This is a genomic window from Pelovirga terrestris (assembly GCF_014773365.1).
Classification (GTDB): Bacteria; Desulfobacterota; Desulfuromonadia; order Desulfuromonadales; family Geopsychrobacteraceae; genus Pelovirga; species Pelovirga terrestris.
In genome coordinates, this window is record NZ_JACWUN010000006.1 from 55,740 (window position 1) to 73,653 (window position 17,914).

Genomic DNA, 17,914 nt, shown 5'->3' on the forward strand with positions numbered 1-17,914 from the left:
GTTCGCCTTTTTTCTGTCTGGATAATTATTTTGGTAAAATCTGACTATTACGAGATCCTGGAAGTCAACCGTAACGCCAGTGAAACGGAAATAAAAAAAGCCTATCGGCGCTTAGCGGTGCAATACCACCCGGATAAAAACCCAGGTAACAAGGAAGCTGAAAATAAATTCAAGGAGCTCTCCGAGGCTTACGCGGTTCTTTCCGACCCCCAGAAGCGGGCAACCTATGATCAGTTTGGTCACGCCGGGGTTAACGGTGCCGGCGGCTTCTCAGGCGGTGGCTTCGATTTCGGCGGCGCACCTTTTGAGGATATTTTCGGTGATATCTTTGGCGATATCTTCGGTGGCTCACGGCGCCCCGGACGTGGCCGTCGTGGTGATGACCTGCGTTACAACCTGACCATCAGTTTCGAAGAAGCGGCATTTGGGGCCGAAAAGAAACTGCAGCTGCCGCGCAGTCAGCCGTGTGAAAGCTGCCAGGGCAGTGGCGCTCGCAGTGGAACCTCACCTCAGACCTGTTCAACCTGCCGCGGTGCCGGTCAGGTACGTTATCAGCAGGGGTTTTTCACCATGACCCGCCCCTGTCCTGACTGTCACGGTGAAGGAAAAACGATCAAAGATCCCTGCCCCGATTGTAAAGGCAGTGGTCGCGTCAAACAAAAGCGCACCTTGCCCCTTAATGTGCCCGCCGGGGTGGAAAATGGTACCCGCCTGAAACTTAGTGGCGAAGGGGAGATGGGCAGTCAGGGTGGTGCTCCTGGTGATCTGTACGTTGTGATCAGCGTCAAAAAACATCCGATCTTTGAACGCGATGGTCAGGATGTGATTTGTGAGGTGCCGATTTCTTTTGTCCAGGCCGCCCTTGGTTGCGAACTCGAGGTTCCCACCCTTGAAGGTCGGGTCAACCTTAAAGTGCCGGCGGGGACCCAGAGCGGGAAGATTTTTAAATTGTCGGGCAAGGGGATTGTCGCTCTGCAAGGTTATGGCCGTGGCGATCAGCTGGTGGTATTGCGGGTCGAGGTTCCCACTAAACTCAATGCGCGTCAAAAAGAACTACTCGAAGATTTTGCCAAAGCTGGTGGCGAAGAAATCCATCCCCAGGGGAAGGGTTTCTTTGATAAGGTGAAAGAACTGTTCGACTGACATTTTTTGGTTGGTGCAGCGCTTTCAACATGGAGTACCGATGAAGCGATTCACTTTTGTGTTTCTCTTGCTGTTAGGCCTGTGTTTGTGCCCGGGGTGGTCGAGTGTGGCAACCGCCGCTGAGGTTGAGCGTGGCCTGGAGCTTTATCAATTGGGGCGCTATGATCAGGCCCTCGCGGTACTGCGTGAACAGATTCGTAACGCGCCTGAAAATATTGACACAGGCCGTGCTTTTGCCTTGATCGGTAGAATTCTGACCGAGCGACAGCAGTATCCCGAGGTCATTCTCTATCTGCAGCGTACCCCTGAGGTGTTACGCAGCCCTGAGATCGATTTACACCATGGCCACGCCCTGGGGGCTACCGGCCATGGTGCCGAAGCGCTGCGCATGTTGCAACCGCTGATCGGCGAGCCTTTGACTCCGGCGGATCAGGGGCTTCTGTTCCAATCTCTGGCCCGCGCAGCTATCGCTGAAGATCAGCCGTTATTTGCCTTGTACTATGTGCACCAGGAACTGGCCCTGGAGGCTGACCGGGAGACGGTTCTGGTAAGGGCGCGACAGCTGCTGCAGAATCGTTTGTCTGATATTGACCTGGCCGAAGCAGCTTTTATGTGGCAGGGGACAGAGATCGGTCAGGATGCCCGACTGCAACTTGCCCGGCGGGCGCTGGCACGGCAGAATTCACAAGCGGCAAGAGAGCAGCTGGAAAACCTCTTTGCGCTCGGTGTCCCTTTCCCTTACTGGCAGGAAGCCGAGGATCTGTTGCAACGTACCCGGGACGATGGCTGGCTCAATCGCAACGCCATCGGGGTGTTGCTGCCCCTGTCAGGGCCATATGCTTTTTATGGTGAAATGGTTAAAAACGGCCTTGAACTGGCTCTGGCAGAACACAATAAGACCCGTTTTCCCGTGCGTTTTATCTACCGTGACAGCGCCGGCACTGTGCCCACTGCCCGTCTGGTTAGCGGGCTGGCCAATGAAGATCGGGTGATCGGCGTTATCGGTCCACTGCTCAGTGCTGATGCTATGGATGCAGCCCGTGAAGCCCAGCGGCAGATGGTGCCGCTGTTGGCGTTGGCGCAGACCGAGGGGCTACCTCAGGTTGGTAACTTTATATTTCGTGATACGGTCACTGCGGAACAGCAGGTAGCGGCCCTGGTCGATTATGCCAAAGCTGACCAGCGCATCAGTTTTTCGGTGTTGCGTCCGCAGACCCGTAGTGGCGAGCAGATGACCCGGCTGTTTGAAACGATGGTACGCCGTAGTGGAGGGGAACTGGTTGATGTTATCAGCTACCCGGAGGGAACCACCGATTTTCGCGGGCAGATTGAGCAATTGCTCTGGTCCAATCGCAGCCGACCGATTTCTGAAGAAAAAAGAGGCGGCCTTGAACCGCCCGAATATCCCCTGCCCCCTTTCCATTCCCTGTTTATTCCCGATTTTGCTGAAAATATCAGTCTGATTGCGCCGCAGTTGATGTTTTATGGCATCAAGGATGTGCTGTTGCTCGGGATCAATGGTTGGTATTCGCCGGAACTGATCAATCGTGCCGGTCGTTTTCTGGATAATGCGGTATTTGTTGAGGCTTTTTATGCCGATAGCAGGACCCCGGAGGTGCGACGTTTTGTCAGTCTGTACCGCAGTACCTATGGTGAGGAGCCAAGTATTCTCGAAGCTCAGGCCTTTGATGCGGCGAGCCTGATGCTGGCTACCGTTGATCGGTCGGAAGTAGCTAATCGCGAGGACCTGCGGATCGCTTTACTGAATATTGATGATATTCGTGGCGTAACCGGCACCAGGGGGTTTGATCTGGAGGGCGAGGCGATCAAGGAGCTCAACCTGCTGGGGGTGCAACGGGGTCGTCTGGTCCAGAAATCCAAGCCATAGCTCTGTCTTGCTATCTGTTCAGCACTGGATTGACAGACCCTGGCAAGGACAGTAGTGCATAGATACCTGCCTTGGCTCTTGTTCAGGAAGATCGCGGCAACAATTCAAGGGCGCGTGAGCGCCACGAAAGCACGCCGATCTGGATGTGCATGCGCGCTGCAAGCTGGGGAAAATCACTACCGATGACGTTGGCAGCAAAATTAGCAAGGAAGCGCGATTTCAGTTCAGCGCGCGCGCGATCCATTCCGATTCCTTCGTAGGGAACCGACGTAAATAGCAAAAAGCCATCGTCGGGAATCCGTCCGGCAGTCATATTCCCCTCAATAATCCCTGCCGCTTTACGAATCGGATCTGCCAGGTCCGGGCTGTAGGGCCCAATAATCAGTGCCAGATTCGGCGTATGCAGAAAGTCGAAGCCGCGCCCCAGGCAGATCATCCATTCCCGATGTTCTACATCCAGCAACCGACAGGTGTTGCGTACCTCGGCAATGCGCTTAATATTCCCCTGCAGCAAGGGGAGCAGGTCGTGCTGCATCTGTTCCGGCATGTCGGGAAACATGCTTGCGATCTTGTGATCCAGCGCTGGTATGTCAGCCGGTGAAAGGGTTGACAGGTCGAGAAGTTCATCCTCAGCCCCATGCAGGATCAGGGCATCATCATCTGTTTCATAGCCACAGAGAAGAGGATAGATGGTGCCGTGGCGGTTGCCAAAGATATATTCCGCCTGTTGCTTGATTTCCCGGCAATGGGCGAGGGCAGCTGCAGTATCACAGTCAAAACCTCCACATCCACGGCGGTCATCTCCACGGGAAAAGTGATAGGTGATGAAAAACAGAACCTGGTGGCCGGCCGCCAGCATGCGGTGAACTTCCGCCGCCAGGACTTCTCCCAGATGCGGCCAGCCGAGGTTAAACATACCGCCAAGGTTACGGAAGGGCTGGATGATGCCGGGCGGGGTACCGGTAGCAACCGGGATATTGATGCGCCCGTCCATACATTTAAGGACCATAATCGCAGTGGGGTATTTGGCGAGATAAAATTCCCGGGCCAGGCTGGCATCAGGACTGCGAAACTCAGCGGTGTGACGTTGAGCGAGATCCTGTAGCCAGGCGATGCGTTCGGCAATCGGTTGTTGATGAATCAGCATGCCTAGCTCTCACCTGAAAGAGTCATGTTAGTCGACTTTTTGGCCTTCAGTCGGGGGGCTGTAACGCTCAACCAGGATTTCAAACTCAGCAGTTAACTGATTGTAGCAGCGCAGCTGGCCGGTGCCGATATTGTAGTACCAGCCATGCAGGCTCAGTTGGCCACGGTTGACCCGTTCACGCACCCAGGGAAAAGTCATCAGGTTTTTTAACGAAACGAGGATCGATTCCTTTTCACAGGCGCGTAGCTGTTTTTCCTCCGGCGCGTCGACAAGGTCCTGCAGCACCTTGTCGCGAGCAGAAGCGGCAATGCTGACCCATTTGCTGATGAATTCACCGGCAATCTCCCCTTTGGCGCTCTTCATCAAGGCGTTGATGCCACCGCATTGGGAGTGCCCCAGGATGATGATGTCAGAGACATTGAGATAGCAGACGGCATATTCTATCGTTGAACTGACACCATGGTAGTCATCACTTTTGGCATCGCTTTTAACGTAAGGGGGAACCAGATTGGCAATATTGCGCAGAATAAACAGATCACCGGGGGCACAGGCAGTCAGCAGCGCCGGATCGACCCGGGAATCGCAACAGCCGATCAGCAGGGCCTGCGGCCTTTGACCGGCAGCCAGAGAGGTTGCGAGTTCAGCGTTTTCGCCAAAGTGCTGTTTTTGAAAAACGCCAATCCCATCGAGAAATTTACTCACGTCCGCCATGATTCCATCTCCATCGAATGTAATATGGGCTGAATAGTAGCATAAAAAAAACGCTAAAACACTGTTTTTTCAGCTCTTGCGGTGAGGCAGAAAAGCGAAAAAAGTAAAAGAATTCAGCTGTGATCGTTGTTGGCAATGCAAATGGCTTCCAGTGAAGAACTTGTGATATGCTGCAGCGGCAAGTCTTTAGCAGATGATCCATCGCAATAATAACCTGGCCTGACGTTCGAAAGAATTGGTCATACAAAAAAAGCAGGGGAGCAAGATGTCAAGTCAATTTGGACGGCTATTCAATATCAGTACCTTTGGCGAGTCCCACTGTTACGGGGTCGGAGTCAGTGTCGATGGGGTGCCGGCGCGGATGTCCCTGTGCGAAGCCGATATCCAACGTCAACTTGACCGGCGTCGCCCGGGCGGTAACCAACTCGGCACGGAACGTAACGAAGCTGATCAGGTGATGATTCTTTCCGGGGTTGAAAAGGGTCTGACCCTGGGTACCCCCATCGGGATGCTGGTGAAAAATAAGGATCAGCGTCCTGCTGACTATGGTTCCATGAGCGAGATTCCCCGGCCGTCTCATGCTGATTATACCTATCGGATGAAATACGGGATTCACGCTTCCAGTGGGGGGGGGCGCTCCAGTGCGCGGGAAACCATCGGACGGGTTGCCGCCGGCGCGATTGCTGATAAGTTTCTGCGTGAACACTATGGCATTGACATTGTCGCCTGGGTCAGTGGCGTCGGACAACAAGCCAGCGCTGCCATCAACATGGAGACGATCCAGCGTGATCAGGTTGATGAATACGCCATCCGCTGTCCTGACCCGGGTGCGGCAGAGAAGATGACCCGGGAGATTGTCGCCGCCCGGGAAAGTAAGGATTCCGTCGGCGGAGTGATTACCTGTGTCTGCCGTAACCTGCCGGTGGGGCTGGGCGAACCGGCCTTTGATCGCCTGGAGGCACTGCTTGCCCATGCGATGTTATCGATTCCGGCGACCAAGGGTTTTGAAATTGGTTCCGGTTTTGCCGGTGCCCAGCGACACGGATCGGAGCATAATGACCCATTTGTTCGCAAAGGTGAGCGCCTTGGTACAGTGACCAATAACAGTGGCGGCGTTCAGGGGGGGATTTCCAATGGCGAGCCGGTCTGGTTTCGCGTTGCTTTCAAGCCGCCGGCAACGATTGGTCTGGCCCAGCAGACGGTCGATTATACCGGTAACCCGGTGACCCTCGAAGCCAAGGGGCGCCATGATCCTTGTGTGGTACCACGCGCGGTGCCGATTGTCGAAAGCATGGCGGCGCTGGTTCTGGCCGACCTGGCCCTGATCCAGAAGATGAGAAACTGATGGGGAGCCTTCGCCTGAAGGTTGCTGATCCGGGGATTCCCGGCGAAAGTACAAATGATTATTGACTGGTATCCCGGCCACATGAAGAAGGCCCGGGCGCAGATTATTGAGATCCTGCCGAAGGTTGATCTGGTTCTCGAGGTCCTTGATGCACGCCTGCCTGTTAGCAGCTCCAATCCGCTGCTGGAGCGTCTGCGCGGGCAGAAGCCGTGCATCAAGATTCTTAACAAGAAAGATCTGGCTGATCCGAACATCACCCGCGCCTGGTTGCGCCTGCTGGAAAAGCAGCAGCAGGTCAAAGCCCTGGCGCTGGAGGCCAAGGACCGGCGTGATGTTGGTTTGATTCCCAAACTCTGTCGTAGCGTGCTGGCGCAACGATTCAAAGCCGGCAAGCCCCTGAGGGTGATGGTGGTGGGAATCCCCAATGTCGGCAAGTCAACTTTGATTAATACCCTGGCCGGTAAAAAAATGGCCCGAGTCGGAGATAAGCCGGCGATTACCACCACCACCCAGCAGATCGACCTGCGCAACGGGATCCTGCTGCTCGACACTCCCGGCATCTTGTGGCCGGTCCTCGACAACCTTGGCGGAGCCGGTCGACTGGCCGCCAGCGGGGCCCTTGGTGAAGCGGCCTACGCGACCCTTGAGGTGGCGCTGGCGACCCTGGACTATTTGCGGGAACACTACCCGCAGCAAGTAAAGAATCGCTATCAGCTGGAGGACTTATCGGGAGCTGCGCTGTCCCTCCTGGAGCAGATTGGCCGTGGCCGTGGTTGCCTGGTCAGCGGGGGCGAGGTCGATCTGCATCGTGCTGCAGAAATGTTCTTGCGCGATCTGCGCGCAAATAAAATTGGCCGTATCAGTCTGGAACGTCCGACTGAAGATGCGAGCGCTTTTGACCAGTATCAGGAGTCTGAATGAAACGCAACACCGCCTATCGGGATATTTTCGTCAGTGACCTGCCCTACGAAATTAGTGAGGAAGAAATTAAACAGCTGTTCGCCCTGTGCGGCAGCGTCCAGTCGGTGCAACTGGTACGTGATGCCCGCGGTGAGTTCAAGGGACTGGCTTATGTGCGCATGGCCAGTGCCAAAGAAACCCGCGAAGCTATTAATACCCTCGATGGCACCAATTTGTCTGGTCGTTACATCAAAGTCAGCGAAGCGCGTACCAAGGAAGAGCGCAGTGAAGAAAGTGCGGTAATGCCGGAAAAAGCACGGCGGCGTCGTCCTATCCCGGGGCGTAAAAAGGTGCGTTAAACCGCTTTTTGCTGATCAACAAGGTGATCCATGAATGACAGCAGGTACAGCCGCGAAAAGTGGGATCAGCGTTGGCAGGAAAAGGCGGCCTTGCCTGCAGGGCAACCGGACGACTGGTTATTGCGGGTTCTGCCGCATCTACCGGACTTGGGGGAAGCTCTTGATCTTGCCTGCGGTATGGGGCGCAATGCACTGGTTCTGGCGCGAGCTGGTTATCAGGTGACCGCGGTCGATTTTTCCCCGGTCGCCCTCGATCTGCTCAGTGGGGTGGCGGCGCAGGAAGGCCTGCCGGTTGCGGTGGAGTGCGCCGATCTGGAGACCGGTGACTATCGGGTTGCCCCGGCTTCCTATGATCTGGGGTTGCAGTTCTATTATCTCCACCGCCCGCTATTGCCCCTATTGCAGGATGCTGTACGGCCCGGGGGCTACATGGTTGTACGTACCTTCAGTCAGGCGGGGGAGGAGCGTTTCGGGCCGGTTAATCGGGAGATCTCATTTGCCCCGGGTGAATTGCTCAACCTTTTTTCCAACTGGGAGATCTTGCTCTACGAGGAAGGGCTTGAGCCCTCACGCAAGGGGGGATCCTTAGTCGGGCTGTTCGCTCGCAAACAAAACGGCAGTGCTGATACTTGACCCTGGAGGTTGCGTCAATGTCTGAAGAGGCAACATTTTTTTTGCCGGTGCGGGATTACTGTCACCACAACCTGATTACCTGCAGTATCAATGACTCGGTCATTGCCGCAGCCCAGTTGATGCGTGAACGCAAGATTTCCAGCCTGATAGCCTGTGACGATCAGGGCCAACCGGTCGGCATTATGACCGATCGCGATCTGCGCGGTAAAGTGGTTGCTGATGGCCTCGACCCACGTACCCTCAAGGTCAGTGCTATTATGACGTCACCGGTCATCTCGGTCAAAGAAGATGACACTCTCTTCGAAGTCCTCTATCGCATGTCTCGTCACCGTATTCATCGCATCGGGGTCGTCGATGAAGATAATACCCTGGTCGGGTTTATCAATGAATCCGACATTATTCGCCTGCAGAACCGTTCCCCGCAGCACCTCTTAAGATCCATCGATGAAGCCGGCAATATCGAGGAGTTACGCCGGATCAACGCGGAAGGGGAGCAGTTGATCGTTTTCCTCCGTCGCAATGGGGTCGGCACCACCAACCTGGTACAGTTGATCGCCCTGATTAACGATCAATTGACCGATCGTTTGATTCAATTGCTCAAACAGCAGCGGTTTCCTGATATGGGGAGAAACAGCACCTTCATGGTCCTTGGCAGTGAGGGGCGCCGAGAGCAGACCTTAAAGACTGACCAGGATAATGCGATTATCTACGCTGACCATGTAACAGCTGAGGAGCTCAGAGAGATAGAAGATTTTTCCCGGGAATTGATCAACGCCCTGATCGCCATCGGGGTGCCTGAGTGTCCGGGTGGTATCATGGCCAGCAATGATTTCTGGCGCCGCAGCTTAAGTGATTGGAAGCGTACGGTCAACGTCTGGATAGAAAATCCCCGTAGTGAAAATATCGTCAATTTCGGGATGCTGTCTGATATGCGTGGACTCTGTGGTGATCGCCAGCTGGAACAGGAACTGCGTCAATTTATTCTGGAAAAAGCTCAGAATAATAGCATTTTTATGACGCGTATGGCACAGAATGTAGTCAATTTTTCCCAACCGCTGGGCTGGTTCGGGCGCGTCAAAGTGGAACGCAAAGGCCCCCATGCCGGCAAGATAGACCTGAAAAAAGCTGGTATTTTCACCATCACCGAAGGGATAAAAACCCTGGCCTTGAGTGTCGGTATTTTTGGGGGCAGTACCCTGGAAAAATTAAGTCAGTTGAAAACCCGAGGGGTTCTCGATAAAAAACAGACGGCCGATCTTGAGGCGACTTTTTCCCTGCTGACGGGGATGCGCTTGCGGTCTCAGATCGACGCTGCCGATGCCGGTGAAGAGATTACCAACTATGTCGCGCCGGAAACCCTGGATCGGGTTGAGATGGGGCGCTTGAAGGAAGCACTGGAGGTGGTGATGGCACTTATTTCAACCCTTCGGCAGCATTTTCGGGTCGACATGTTGCGCGGTTGAAAAAGGCGTGCTTGTGCGCCCTCATCATCCCTTGATGTTGATCAATGGGTGAACGCGGTGAAGGATGGTGACCAGATCCTTTTGCCGCGCCATCACCGTATCGAGGTTCTTGTAGGCTGCGGGCGCTTCATCCAGGGTTGTCCGATCAATGCGGGCCACAATACCGTCCATGCTGTCGTTAAAATGCGTCATTGAGATCTGGCGCTGGGCCTGTTTTCGCCCCAGAGCGCGCCCGGCACCATGCGAGCTTGACCACAAGGCTTGCGGATTTCCTTTGCCAACCACAATGTAGGAGCCGTCGCGCATGTTACCGGGGATCACCCCGCGCATCCCTGCTTCGGCATGGGTTGCTCCTTTCCGATGAATCCATAAACCGTCTTTTTCTTCGGCATGATTATGGTTGCGATTAATCAATTCCGACCAGCGCGCATCACCATCACAGTGCTGTTGCATTTCCGTCACCACCCGCCGCAAGATCTCAAAACGATTTTGTCGGGCGAATTGCAGACAGAAGTTTAAGTCCTTGATGTATCGGCACCCGGTTTCGCTGCTGACGGCAAAACCGAAATGGCCTTCCCGCGCTTTGCCACCACCGGCGAGTTTCATATAGTGGCTGGCAACACTGTGGCCAAGGTTGCGCGAGCCGGAGTGGATAATAACCCAGACCCGCTGGGATTCGTCGCTACCAATTTCGATAAAATGGTTACCCGACCCCAGGGAACCGAGCTGTTTTAAGCCATTTTTGGCCAATAACCGGTCAACCACAGGCGTTCGTGGAATATGTTGGCAGTCCCACGGCGTGTCGCTGCGGTTGTGGGAAAAGCCGACCGGGACAGCGCGGTAGATGGCGGTAAAGATATGTTTTGCTTGCCGCCGCACCTGATCCCCGTCAAAACTGGTAGACACAGCGCACATGCCACAGCCGATATCATAGCCGACCCAGGATGGGAGAATCACCCCGGAGGTTGCTATAACCGCGCCGATCGGCAAACTGTAACCGAGGTGAGCATCCGGCATGAGGGCGCCGCGAACACTGAAATCCTGTTCAAGGGCACGATAAAATTGATCGAGGGTTGCGTTGTCTAGATCGGTGGCGTAAATTTTGTGCGACTTCATCGTGACCCTTCCTTGTTTCACAATGGAGATTTTACTTGCCTGATGATGACAGAATCCCTGCATCACTGTAAAGACGCTGCCCTTTCACCTCCTGTCCTCAAGTGAGCGGGGATTGTTTTATGCGCAAAACCAAGCCAGTTCAGCCAACGTTTGCCTGGTGCTCAGTCATGCTGACAATGGTGCTACTCGTTCTTGTCCTGTTACTGCTGGGCGGTTGTTCTCGATCAACCGGACCGGAGGTTAGGGGATCCCAGGAGACGGATCCGATTGCCGCTTTGCTGGCCGGACCGGCCGGCGCAGATGAACCCCCCGCCGGCGGGGAAGAATTAAGGCGCATGGGGTACGCAGTGCAGGTTGGGGCATTTGCGGTGCTGGAAAATGCCGTTGGACTTGAAGCCTCGCTGGCAAGGCGAGGGATTGATGCCTATTATTTCCGTGCTGAAACCGGACTCTACAAGGTCCAGTTCGGCAATTATACGACCTATGAGGCCGCGCGTACTGAAGCGCAGCAGTTTCGACAGCAGAGCCTGATCGACAGCTTTTTTATTGCTGTTCCGGATCAATACAGCGTTGCCAGAATTCAGCGCAGCGGGCGCGGAGATATTCGTGAAGAACTGGTCATAACGGCACAGCGTTTTCTTGGTGTGCCTTACCGTTGGGGCGGGGAAGACAAGGGTGGGTTTGATTGCAGCGGCCTGACCATGGTCAGTTACCGCCTGAACGGACTCGACCTGCCGCGTAATTCCCGGGCCCAGTTTGATGCCGGGCGGGCGGTGGCGCAGCAGGCCCTGCAGCGAGGGGATCTGGTGTTCTTCGCTACCCAAGGGGGGCGGCGGGTAACCCATGTGGGAATCTATATCGGTAATGACCAGTTTATTCACGCCCCTCGCGCCGGTCAGACGGTGCGGGTTGCCAACTTGTCCAGCAATTACTTCAAAAAAACCTATGTTGGGGCCCGAACCTATTTGTAGCTGCCGATGAGCTAAGAGGGATCAGGGATAGGTCTTTGCCCATTGGACAGCAGGTTCAAGCTCGGTAAACAGGCGGATATTGACCCCCTTTTGGTAGAGAGCCTGAAGCAGTAACTGTTCGTTCTTTTTGTACTCGATGGTGGTGACAATGGCAATTTTGCGCAACAGGGCACGATGGCTATAGTGCAGAATCGTTTCAGCAATCAGATTGATGCTCTTGGTCTCGCGCGAACAGAGAATCTGACGTTTATCAATCACCAGGCCGGTGTAGTCCGAATCTTCCATTTTGTTCATGATCGGACGATAAAGCATATCGATGCAGTTACGGCAGTTAGAGGGTCCGGCGCAGGTAATGATCAGGCACTCCTCGTCCTGCTGCGAACTGATGGAAAGAGCCGGCACCTCTTGCCCTTCGAGCTTTGGCGGCAACTCAGCTTCTGAGATCATTGGCTGTTTCTCCATCAGCGGTTATTTGTGCTATTGAACAAGAAAGGTCATTCTTCCCTTCAACGGCCATACTAACAACCCTGAGATGGGATGACAATTGATAAAATTGCTGCTTTTTTTGATGTGTAAAAAAAAATTCTGATCGGTCTATTGGACCTTTCAGCATGGATATCGCAGCGTCGGGTTTTCAGGAGTGAAGCAATGAGCACCGCTTTGGCAACCAGAAAAGAAATTTTTGGCTGGGCCATGTTCGATTTTGCCAATCAGGGGTATACCTTGCTGATTATTACCGTTATTTACGGTGATCTCTTTACCCGCATCATTGTTGGCGATGCCGCCGGCGATTATCGTCTCGGCAACCTGCTCTGGAGCCTGGCTCTGGCCGCCAGTTACGCTCTGGTGGTGCTGACCGCTCCGGTCTTTGGCGCGATTATCGATTTTTCTGCCACCCGTAAGAAGTTTTTATTTGTCAGTTATCTGCTGACAGTGATCACGACCTCCATGCTTTACTTCATTGCCCCAGGTTCTATCGTGCCGGCAATGGTACTACTGATCATTTCAAACTACGCCTACTCCATCGGCGAATCTTTTATTGCCAGTTTCCTGACCGACCTGGGTAAACCCGAAGATCTCGGCAAAATTTCCGGGTTTGGTTGGGCCCTGGGTTATGTTGGCGGTCTGGTCGCTACCGCTGTGGCCCTGCTGTTTTTGGGAGAAGTGAGTCAGGATAATTTTGAAAGAATACGCTGGGTCGGCCCTTTTGCCGGCGGGTTTTTCCTGGTAGCCGCCATTCCCACCTTTATCTGGCTCAAAGAACGCGGGCGTGGGCGTAGATTGGCCCACCCGCCACAATATCTGTTCCTGGGATTTCGTCGGGTGCGCAAGACCTGGGTCAAGTTAGTTCAGTTGCGCGATCTGGCCCTGTTGTTCGGCTCAATTTTTTTCTCCATGTGCGGCATCTACATTATCATTGCATTTACCTTTATCTATGGTGCTCAGGTGATTCGTTGGGATGAATCTGTGCGGGTGTTGATGTTTGTCATTGTGCAGATCACTGCTACCCTGGGGGCCCTTGGTTTTGGGTTTATCCAGGATCGGATCGGCGCCAAAGTCACCTATGTCATGACCTTATTGCTGTGGATTCTTGCCATTATCCTGATTTATCTGACCCCGGACCTGGCAGACTGGGCAACCTCGTTATTCGCCTGGAACTGGCAGGCACAGTATGTGTTTCTGGGCGTGGGTTGCATTGCCGGCACCTGTCTGGGGGCAACTCAGTCTGCCGGTCGCGCTCTGGTTGGGCTGCTTTCACCCCATGGCAAAGTGGCTGAACTGTTTGGTTTCTGGGGGATGTTCAGCAAGGCGGCTGCGATCGTCGGGCTGGTCGGCATTGGTCTACTGCAGGTCGCCTTTGGGTTGCAGGCTGCCATCCTGTTCTGTGCCTTGTTGTTTGCCGCCGCCTTTATCGTTGCTCTGGCGTTGAACGAGGAGCGGGGCAGGGCGCAAGCGGCTGGACCAGTTAAGTAATGTATCTGTTCCGTACCGGATCCAAAGGCCCTGCGCACGGATAGCGCTGCATAGTTACTAAGTAATTTGCATCCTTGCGTGAGTGCCCCAATAAAGAGATTGAAGCGGCCAAAACAATATAGTAGTTTGATGAAAATCAAAAAAATACCCTTTTGCCTGGATGAGTTGGAGCAGGTGAGCATGCTGCAAAAAGTTAGAACGATCGATCCGGAAACTAAATATCATCAGGTGCTCGACTGTGCCCTGCGATTGTTTGTCAAAAAAGGGTATCACCGGGTATCGATCCCGGATATAGTCGGGGCCTCCGGGGTCAGTACCGGCGCAATTTATAATTTGTTCGGCAGTAAGGAAAATCTGGCCCGGACCCTGCACCAGCAGATTCTTACAGGCTTTCAGAATGACTTTGTTGCACGTTTGGTCGACTGTGAAACGGCCTATGACAAGCTGCGGGCTTTTGCTGAACTGGTTTACGAAAAGACCGACCATGACCCGATCACCATGGAATACCTGCTGTTCATGAAACATGCTGAGTTTATGGGTGATATGGCACCAATTTGTATGACCGGCCCCTTTCGTCTGATCCGCCAGATCGTTACAGATGGCATGGCCGGTGGTGAAATCCGTCAGGGAGACTATTTTATCTCTGCGGTGTCCTATACCGGTGCCATCCTGCGTCCGGCACAGCTCAAACTGGAATGCGTTCTGGAAGGTTCTCTGTGCGACATGGCTGATGAGCTTATCGCCAACGCCTGGGCCGCCATCAAGGCCTGATCTTTTTCTTTCCCTTTGCCCCCAGCTGTCGCCAATCTGCTAAACTTTCCCATAGTGTTTTAATGATTTTTATCTGGAGACTCCCTCAGGTCGTATGAACTGATAGCGGGGTGTTGTCTGTGTCACTGGAGATGTCGGTATGACTTACGATCAGGGCCTTTTATTTGCGATCTCTATCACCACGGTGGTGTTTTTTGTCTGGGGGCGCTGGCGTCACGATGTGGTCGCCCTCGGCGCTCTGCTGACTTGTGTCTTTGCCGGTCTGGTTCCGACTGAAGTGGCCTTTGCCGGGGTTGGCCATCCGGCGGTTATTACGGTTGCTTGCGTATTGATCTTAAGTGCCGGTTTACAAAGCACTGGCGCAGTAGATGCTCTGGTACAGCGTATCATGCCGAAAACCGGAGGGATATTATTAAGTCTGACTTCTCTGGTCGGCCTTGGTGCACTGTTGTCAGCGTTTATGAATAATGTTGGTGCCATGGCGCTGCTCATGCCGATTGCTGTCCAGGTTGCCAAAAAACATGGCCTGCCCGCGGGCAAGGTGCTGATGCCCCTGGCCTTTGGTACCATCCTCGGGGGCATGATGACCTTGATTGGTACCCCTCCAAATATGATCGTCTCCGGTTTTCGTGCTGATATTGGCAGCGGTGGTTTTGCGATGTTTTCCTTTTTGCCGGTTGGTGGTGCCGTCGCCGGGGCTGGGGTGCTGTTCCTGCTGCTGATCGGTTGGCGGCTGGTTCCTTTGCGCGAAGAAGCAGGCGCAGCAGGTTTTGAAACCGGAAACTACCTGACTGAAGCTCGGGTCTCAGAAAAAGGAAAAGCGGTTGGTAAAAACCTGTGGGAAATTGAAGAAGCCCTTGGGGACGTTGATGCCCAGGTGGTTGGCCTGGTACGTAATGAACTGCGGATTACCGCTCCCAATCCCTTGAGGGTTGTTAAAGCTGACGATATCTTGATTATTGAGGCGGATCCGGATGCCCTGTCGGCGGCATTAACCGCTCTGGATTTGACCCTCGAAGAAGAAGTCCCGCTGACCGTTGCTGAAGATGGTGAGGAAGAAACGCCGGCGGCTACCGTTGATGAGAGCAGGAACATTGATCATGGGGAGGCCAAGGAGGTCACGGACAAGCAGACTGATATTCAGGAATTTGTTGTGATGCCGGCAACTGCCCTGATTGGTCGTACCGCCAGTAGTATTCGTTTGCGCAGTCAATATGGCATCAACCTGCTGGCTATTTCCAGACAGGGCAAGCGCTCGATCAAGAGGCTGCGAATCTCCCCGATTCACGCCGGCGATGTGCTGTTGATGCAGGGGAACCCCAGTTCTCTTTCCGGCTTTGCCTCGACCTTTGGCTGTGTTCCTTTAGCGAAGCGGTCGATCAGCCTTCCCGATAAACGCCACGCGCTACTGGCTTCGGGGATTATGGTGTTGGCGATTGGTGCCGCAGCGTTGGGTCTTGCTCCTGCTGCTATCAGTTTCGCAACCGGAGTACTGGCTTTTATGCTGCTGCGCATCGTGCCGGCGCGCAAAGTCTATGAAAGCGTTGACTGGTCGATCATCGTGTTGCTTGGCGCACTTATCCCTGTTGCCGGTGCTATGGCAACCACCGGCGCGGCAGATCTACTGGCCCGCACCCTGCTGGAGAACGTCGCTCAAGGACACCCGATCCTGGCACTGGCAATGATGCTGATATTGACCATGACTCTGTCGGATTTTATGAATAATGCCGCCACGGCTGCGGTGATGTGTCCACTGGCCATCAGCCTGGCGATGGAGTTGCAGGCTAATCCGGACAGTTTTTTAATGGCAGTTGCCATTGGCGCCTCCTGTGCCTTTCTGACCCCCATCGGTCATCAGAATAACACCTTGATTCTAGGCCCGGGAGGGTTTCGTTTTGGGGATTACTGGCGACTGGGATTGCCAATGGAAATACTGGTTATTGGCGTCAGTCTGCCTGTCCTGCTCTGGGTTTGGCCCCTTTAATAGGCATATCCACTGTAACTAGATGTAGTATTGTTAAGTTTTTCTTGACACAGAAGATAGTGTTTACTATTGTGCTTACCATCGGTCATGTTTATTTCTTTTGTCGCTATTTGATCTCGAAGTGGAAATCCTATCGACACAAAACCCTGGGAGAACAAGATGAGCCAAATCTACACAGACAATTCCCTGAGTATTGGTGGCACCCCGCTGGTCCGCCTTAACCGCATTGCCCCCGGTAAAGCTACCGTTTATGCCAAGATCGAGGGACGCAACCCGGCCTACAGCGTCAAGTGTCGAATTGGTGCGTCAATGATCTGGGATGCAGAAAAAAGCGGGAAATTGCGACCGGGTTCCGAGTTTGTTGAGCCAACCAGTGGCAATACCGGCATCGCGCTAGCCTTTGTTGCGGCGGCGCGGGGGATTCCTATCACCTTGACCATGCCGGAAACCATGAGCATGGAACGGCGCAAGGTGCTCAAGGCTTTTGGCGCCAACCTGGTATTGACTCCCGGCAATAAGGGGATGGGCGGAGCCATTGCAGCAGCGGAAGAAATGGCCGCAAGTGATCCCGCCAGATATGTGTTGCTGCATCAGTTCAAAAATCCCGCTAATCCGGCGATTCACGAGCAGACCACCGGCCCGGAGATCTGGGAGGCGACCGGTGGCAAGGTGGATATCTTTGTGGCCGGAGTGGGTACCGGTGGTACCATTACCGGGGTCTCGCGTTATTTCAAAAAGATCCGCGGCCAGGCGTTGCATTCGGTTGCGGTGGAACCGACGGACAGTCCGGTTATTACACAGCAGTTGGCCGGGCAAAGCCTGCAACCGGGTCCCCACAAGATTCAGGGGATCGGTGCCGGTTTTATCCCCGACACACTTGATCTGGACGTTGTTGATCAGGTTGAGCAGGTCAGTAATGACGAGGCCATCGACTATGCCCAGCGTCTGGCCCGGGAAGAAGGCATTCTTGCCGGAATTTCCTGTGGCGCGGCGGTTGCTGCTGCAGCCAGACTGGCGGCTCTGCCGGAGTCGGAGGGGAAAACCATTGTGGTGATCCTGCCCGACTCGGGTGAGCGTTATCTGTCGAGTGTTCTATTTGAAGGCATTGTATAAATTGCTGGTATTTGTGCAGCACCGACTCTTTGGATCCTATGTCAAGGGACGCGATTGTTTCCCGTTGGGTCATCCCTGACCGCTTGTTGTCGCCGTCCATGGCGACAAACACCCTTGCCACAGGAACCCCGGTCCTGCGCAAGGACAGCAGTGAATAGTTACAATTGGTGTAACGCCTGTCGGTGGTTTGACCCCGGCAACATCTCATCAAGAGTGGTGGAGGGACAGGCCCTGTGAAACCACAGCAACCGGTTCGTTCTGATCGAATGTCAGGTGCTAAATCCTGCCCTGACGTTTTCAGGGGAAGATGAGAAAGTGACCCGGTTTCGCGCTTTGATAGAAGGGACCCTTTCTCAAGATTAGAGAAGGGGTCTTTTTGCGCAAAGGAGTGTAAGC

16 protein-coding genes and 1 riboswitch are annotated in these 17,914 nt (G+C 54.1%); of the genes, 12 read left to right on the forward strand and 4 right to left on the reverse strand.

Annotated features, from left to right (window positions below; translation table 11 throughout):
• The first annotated feature begins 30 nt into the window (after window positions 1–30).
• Both dnaJ and ICT70_RS06665 read left to right on the forward strand, forming a co-directional pair.
• Entirely contained in the window at window positions 31–1,143 is a 1,113-nt protein-coding gene (gene dnaJ, locus ICT70_RS06660) for a molecular chaperone DnaJ (protein WP_191154756.1), read from the forward strand.
• A 40-nt stretch (window positions 1,144–1,183) separates the two neighbouring features.
• Window positions 1,184–3,031 carry a penicillin-binding protein activator gene (locus ICT70_RS06665; RefSeq protein WP_191154758.1) on the forward strand — a complete coding sequence of 616 codons (1,848 nt, stop codon included), beginning with the start codon at window positions 1,184–1,186 and terminating at the stop codon, window positions 3,029–3,031.
• Between the two features lie 82 nt (window positions 3,032–3,113).
• Here ICT70_RS06665 and ICT70_RS06670 read toward each other — a convergent pair whose 3' ends face one another.
• Window positions 3,114–4,178 carry a hypothetical protein gene (locus ICT70_RS06670; RefSeq protein WP_191154761.1) on the reverse strand — a complete coding sequence of 355 codons (1,065 nt, stop codon included), beginning with the start codon at window positions 4,176–4,178 and terminating at the stop codon, window positions 3,114–3,116.
• 27 nt (window positions 4,179–4,205) lie between these two features.
• Window positions 4,206–4,889, reverse strand: a complete 684-nt coding sequence (locus ICT70_RS06675; RefSeq protein WP_191154763.1) for a carbonic anhydrase — start codon at window positions 4,887–4,889, stop codon at window positions 4,206–4,208.
• 265 nt (window positions 4,890–5,154) lie between these two features.
• On the opposite strand from ICT70_RS06675, the gene aroC reads away from it, so the two are divergent.
• From aroC to ICT70_RS06700, 5 genes are read left to right on the forward strand one after another with little or no spacing between them, the layout of a single operon-like run.
• Window positions 5,155–6,234 carry a chorismate synthase gene (gene aroC, locus ICT70_RS06680; RefSeq protein WP_191154765.1) on the forward strand — a complete coding sequence of 360 codons (1,080 nt, stop codon included), beginning with the start codon at window positions 5,155–5,157 and terminating at the stop codon, window positions 6,232–6,234.
• Between the two features lie 54 nt (window positions 6,235–6,288).
• Window positions 6,289–7,155 (forward strand): ribosome biogenesis GTPase YlqF, encoded by an 867-nt coding sequence (gene ylqF, locus ICT70_RS06685; protein ID WP_191154767.1) that lies wholly within the window; start codon window positions 6,289–6,291, stop codon window positions 7,153–7,155.
• Window positions 7,152–7,493 carry an RNA recognition motif domain-containing protein gene (locus ICT70_RS06690; RefSeq protein WP_191154769.1) on the forward strand — a complete coding sequence of 114 codons (342 nt, stop codon included), beginning with the start codon at window positions 7,152–7,154 and terminating at the stop codon, window positions 7,491–7,493. The genes ylqF and ICT70_RS06690 overlap by 4 nt, the downstream gene beginning before the upstream one ends.
• Window positions 7,494–7,523: 30 nt before the next feature.
• The gene (locus tag ICT70_RS06695; protein WP_191154771.1) at window positions 7,524–8,126 is read left to right on the forward strand and encodes a methyltransferase domain-containing protein; all 603 of its coding nucleotides are present in this window, start codon (window positions 7,524–7,526) and stop codon (window positions 8,124–8,126) included.
• Window positions 8,127–8,143: 17 nt separating this feature from the next.
• Entirely contained in the window at window positions 8,144–9,589 is a 1,446-nt protein-coding gene (locus tag ICT70_RS06700) for a putative nucleotidyltransferase substrate binding domain-containing protein (protein WP_191154779.1), read from the forward strand.
• Between the two features lie 24 nt (window positions 9,590–9,613).
• Here ICT70_RS06700 and ICT70_RS06705 read toward each other — a convergent pair whose 3' ends face one another.
• Window positions 9,614–10,705, reverse strand: coding sequence for an RtcB family protein (locus ICT70_RS06705; RefSeq protein WP_191154781.1), 1,092 nt, complete (start codon window positions 10,703–10,705; stop codon window positions 9,614–9,616).
• 167 nt (window positions 10,706–10,872) lie between these two features.
• Between ICT70_RS06705 and ICT70_RS06710 the strand changes: the two genes are divergently transcribed.
• Window positions 10,873–11,676: a C40 family peptidase gene (locus tag ICT70_RS06710; RefSeq protein WP_224746878.1), complete on the forward strand. Its 804-nt coding sequence runs from the start codon at window positions 10,873–10,875 to the stop codon at window positions 11,674–11,676.
• Window positions 11,677–11,697: 21 nt separating this feature from the next.
• Here ICT70_RS06710 and ICT70_RS06715 read toward each other — a convergent pair whose 3' ends face one another.
• Complete coding sequence (locus ICT70_RS06715) at window positions 11,698–12,123, reverse strand: hypothetical protein (protein ID WP_191154783.1); 426 nt, start codon at window positions 12,121–12,123, stop codon at window positions 11,698–11,700.
• Window positions 12,124–12,324: 201 nt separating this feature from the next.
• Between ICT70_RS06715 and ICT70_RS06720 the strand changes: the two genes are divergently transcribed.
• The 4 genes from ICT70_RS06720 (at window position 12,325) to cysK (ending at window position 17,518) form a co-directional block, all read left to right on the forward strand.
• On the forward strand, window positions 12,325–13,650 hold the full coding sequence (locus tag ICT70_RS06720) for an MFS transporter (RefSeq protein WP_191154785.1): 1,326 nt from the start codon (window positions 12,325–12,327) through the stop codon (window positions 13,648–13,650).
• Between the two features lie 180 nt (window positions 13,651–13,830).
• Entirely contained in the window at window positions 13,831–14,421 is a 591-nt protein-coding gene (locus ICT70_RS06725) for a TetR/AcrR family transcriptional regulator (protein ID WP_224746879.1), read from the forward strand.
• 139 nt (window positions 14,422–14,560) lie between these two features.
• Complete coding sequence (locus ICT70_RS06730) at window positions 14,561–16,405, forward strand: SLC13 family permease (RefSeq protein ID WP_191154789.1); 1,845 nt, start codon at window positions 14,561–14,563, stop codon at window positions 16,403–16,405.
• 159 nt (window positions 16,406–16,564) lie between these two features.
• Window positions 16,565–17,518, forward strand: a complete 954-nt coding sequence (gene cysK / locus ICT70_RS06735; protein ID WP_191154791.1) for a cysteine synthase A — start codon at window positions 16,565–16,567, stop codon at window positions 17,516–17,518.
• A 201-nt stretch (window positions 17,519–17,719) separates the two neighbouring features.
• A riboswitch (SAM riboswitch) is annotated at window positions 17,720–17,832 on the forward strand.
• Window positions 17,833–17,914 lie beyond the last annotated feature (82 nt).

Coding starts and splice junctions, on each gene's coding strand:
- ICT70_RS06715 (WP_191154783.1), bottom strand. CDS start 12,123: ATGATCTCAGAAGCTGAGTTGCCGCCAAAGCTCGAAGGGCAAGAGGTG.
- ICT70_RS06730 (WP_191154789.1), top strand. CDS start 14,561: ATGACTTACGATCAGGGCCTTTTATTTGCGATCTCTATCACCACGGTG.
- cysK (WP_191154791.1), top strand. CDS start 16,565: ATGAGCCAAATCTACACAGACAATTCCCTGAGTATTGGTGGCACCCCG.
- ICT70_RS06720 (WP_191154785.1), top strand. CDS start 12,325: ATGAGCACCGCTTTGGCAACCAGAAAAGAAATTTTTGGCTGGGCCATG.
- ICT70_RS06695 (WP_191154771.1), top strand. CDS start 7,524: ATGAATGACAGCAGGTACAGCCGCGAAAAGTGGGATCAGCGTTGGCAG.
- ICT70_RS06675 (WP_191154763.1), bottom strand. CDS start 4,889: ATGGCGGACGTGAGTAAATTTCTCGATGGGATTGGCGTTTTTCAAAAA.
- ICT70_RS06670 (WP_191154761.1), bottom strand. CDS start 4,178: ATGCTGATTCATCAACAACCGATTGCCGAACGCATCGCCTGGCTACAG.
- ICT70_RS06705 (WP_191154781.1), bottom strand. CDS start 10,705: ATGAAGTCGCACAAAATTTACGCCACCGATCTAGACAACGCAACCCTC.
- ICT70_RS06665 (WP_191154758.1), top strand. CDS start 1,184: ATGAAGCGATTCACTTTTGTGTTTCTCTTGCTGTTAGGCCTGTGTTTG.
- ICT70_RS06725 (WP_224746879.1), top strand. CDS start 13,831: ATGCTGCAAAAAGTTAGAACGATCGATCCGGAAACTAAATATCATCAG.
- ICT70_RS06710 (WP_224746878.1), top strand. CDS start 10,873: ATGCTGACAATGGTGCTACTCGTTCTTGTCCTGTTACTGCTGGGCGGT.
- ICT70_RS06690 (WP_191154769.1), top strand. CDS start 7,152: ATGAAACGCAACACCGCCTATCGGGATATTTTCGTCAGTGACCTGCCC.
- ylqF (WP_191154767.1), top strand. CDS start 6,289: ATGATTATTGACTGGTATCCCGGCCACATGAAGAAGGCCCGGGCGCAG.
- ICT70_RS06700 (WP_191154779.1), top strand. CDS start 8,144: ATGTCTGAAGAGGCAACATTTTTTTTGCCGGTGCGGGATTACTGTCAC.
- aroC (WP_191154765.1), top strand. CDS start 5,155: ATGTCAAGTCAATTTGGACGGCTATTCAATATCAGTACCTTTGGCGAG.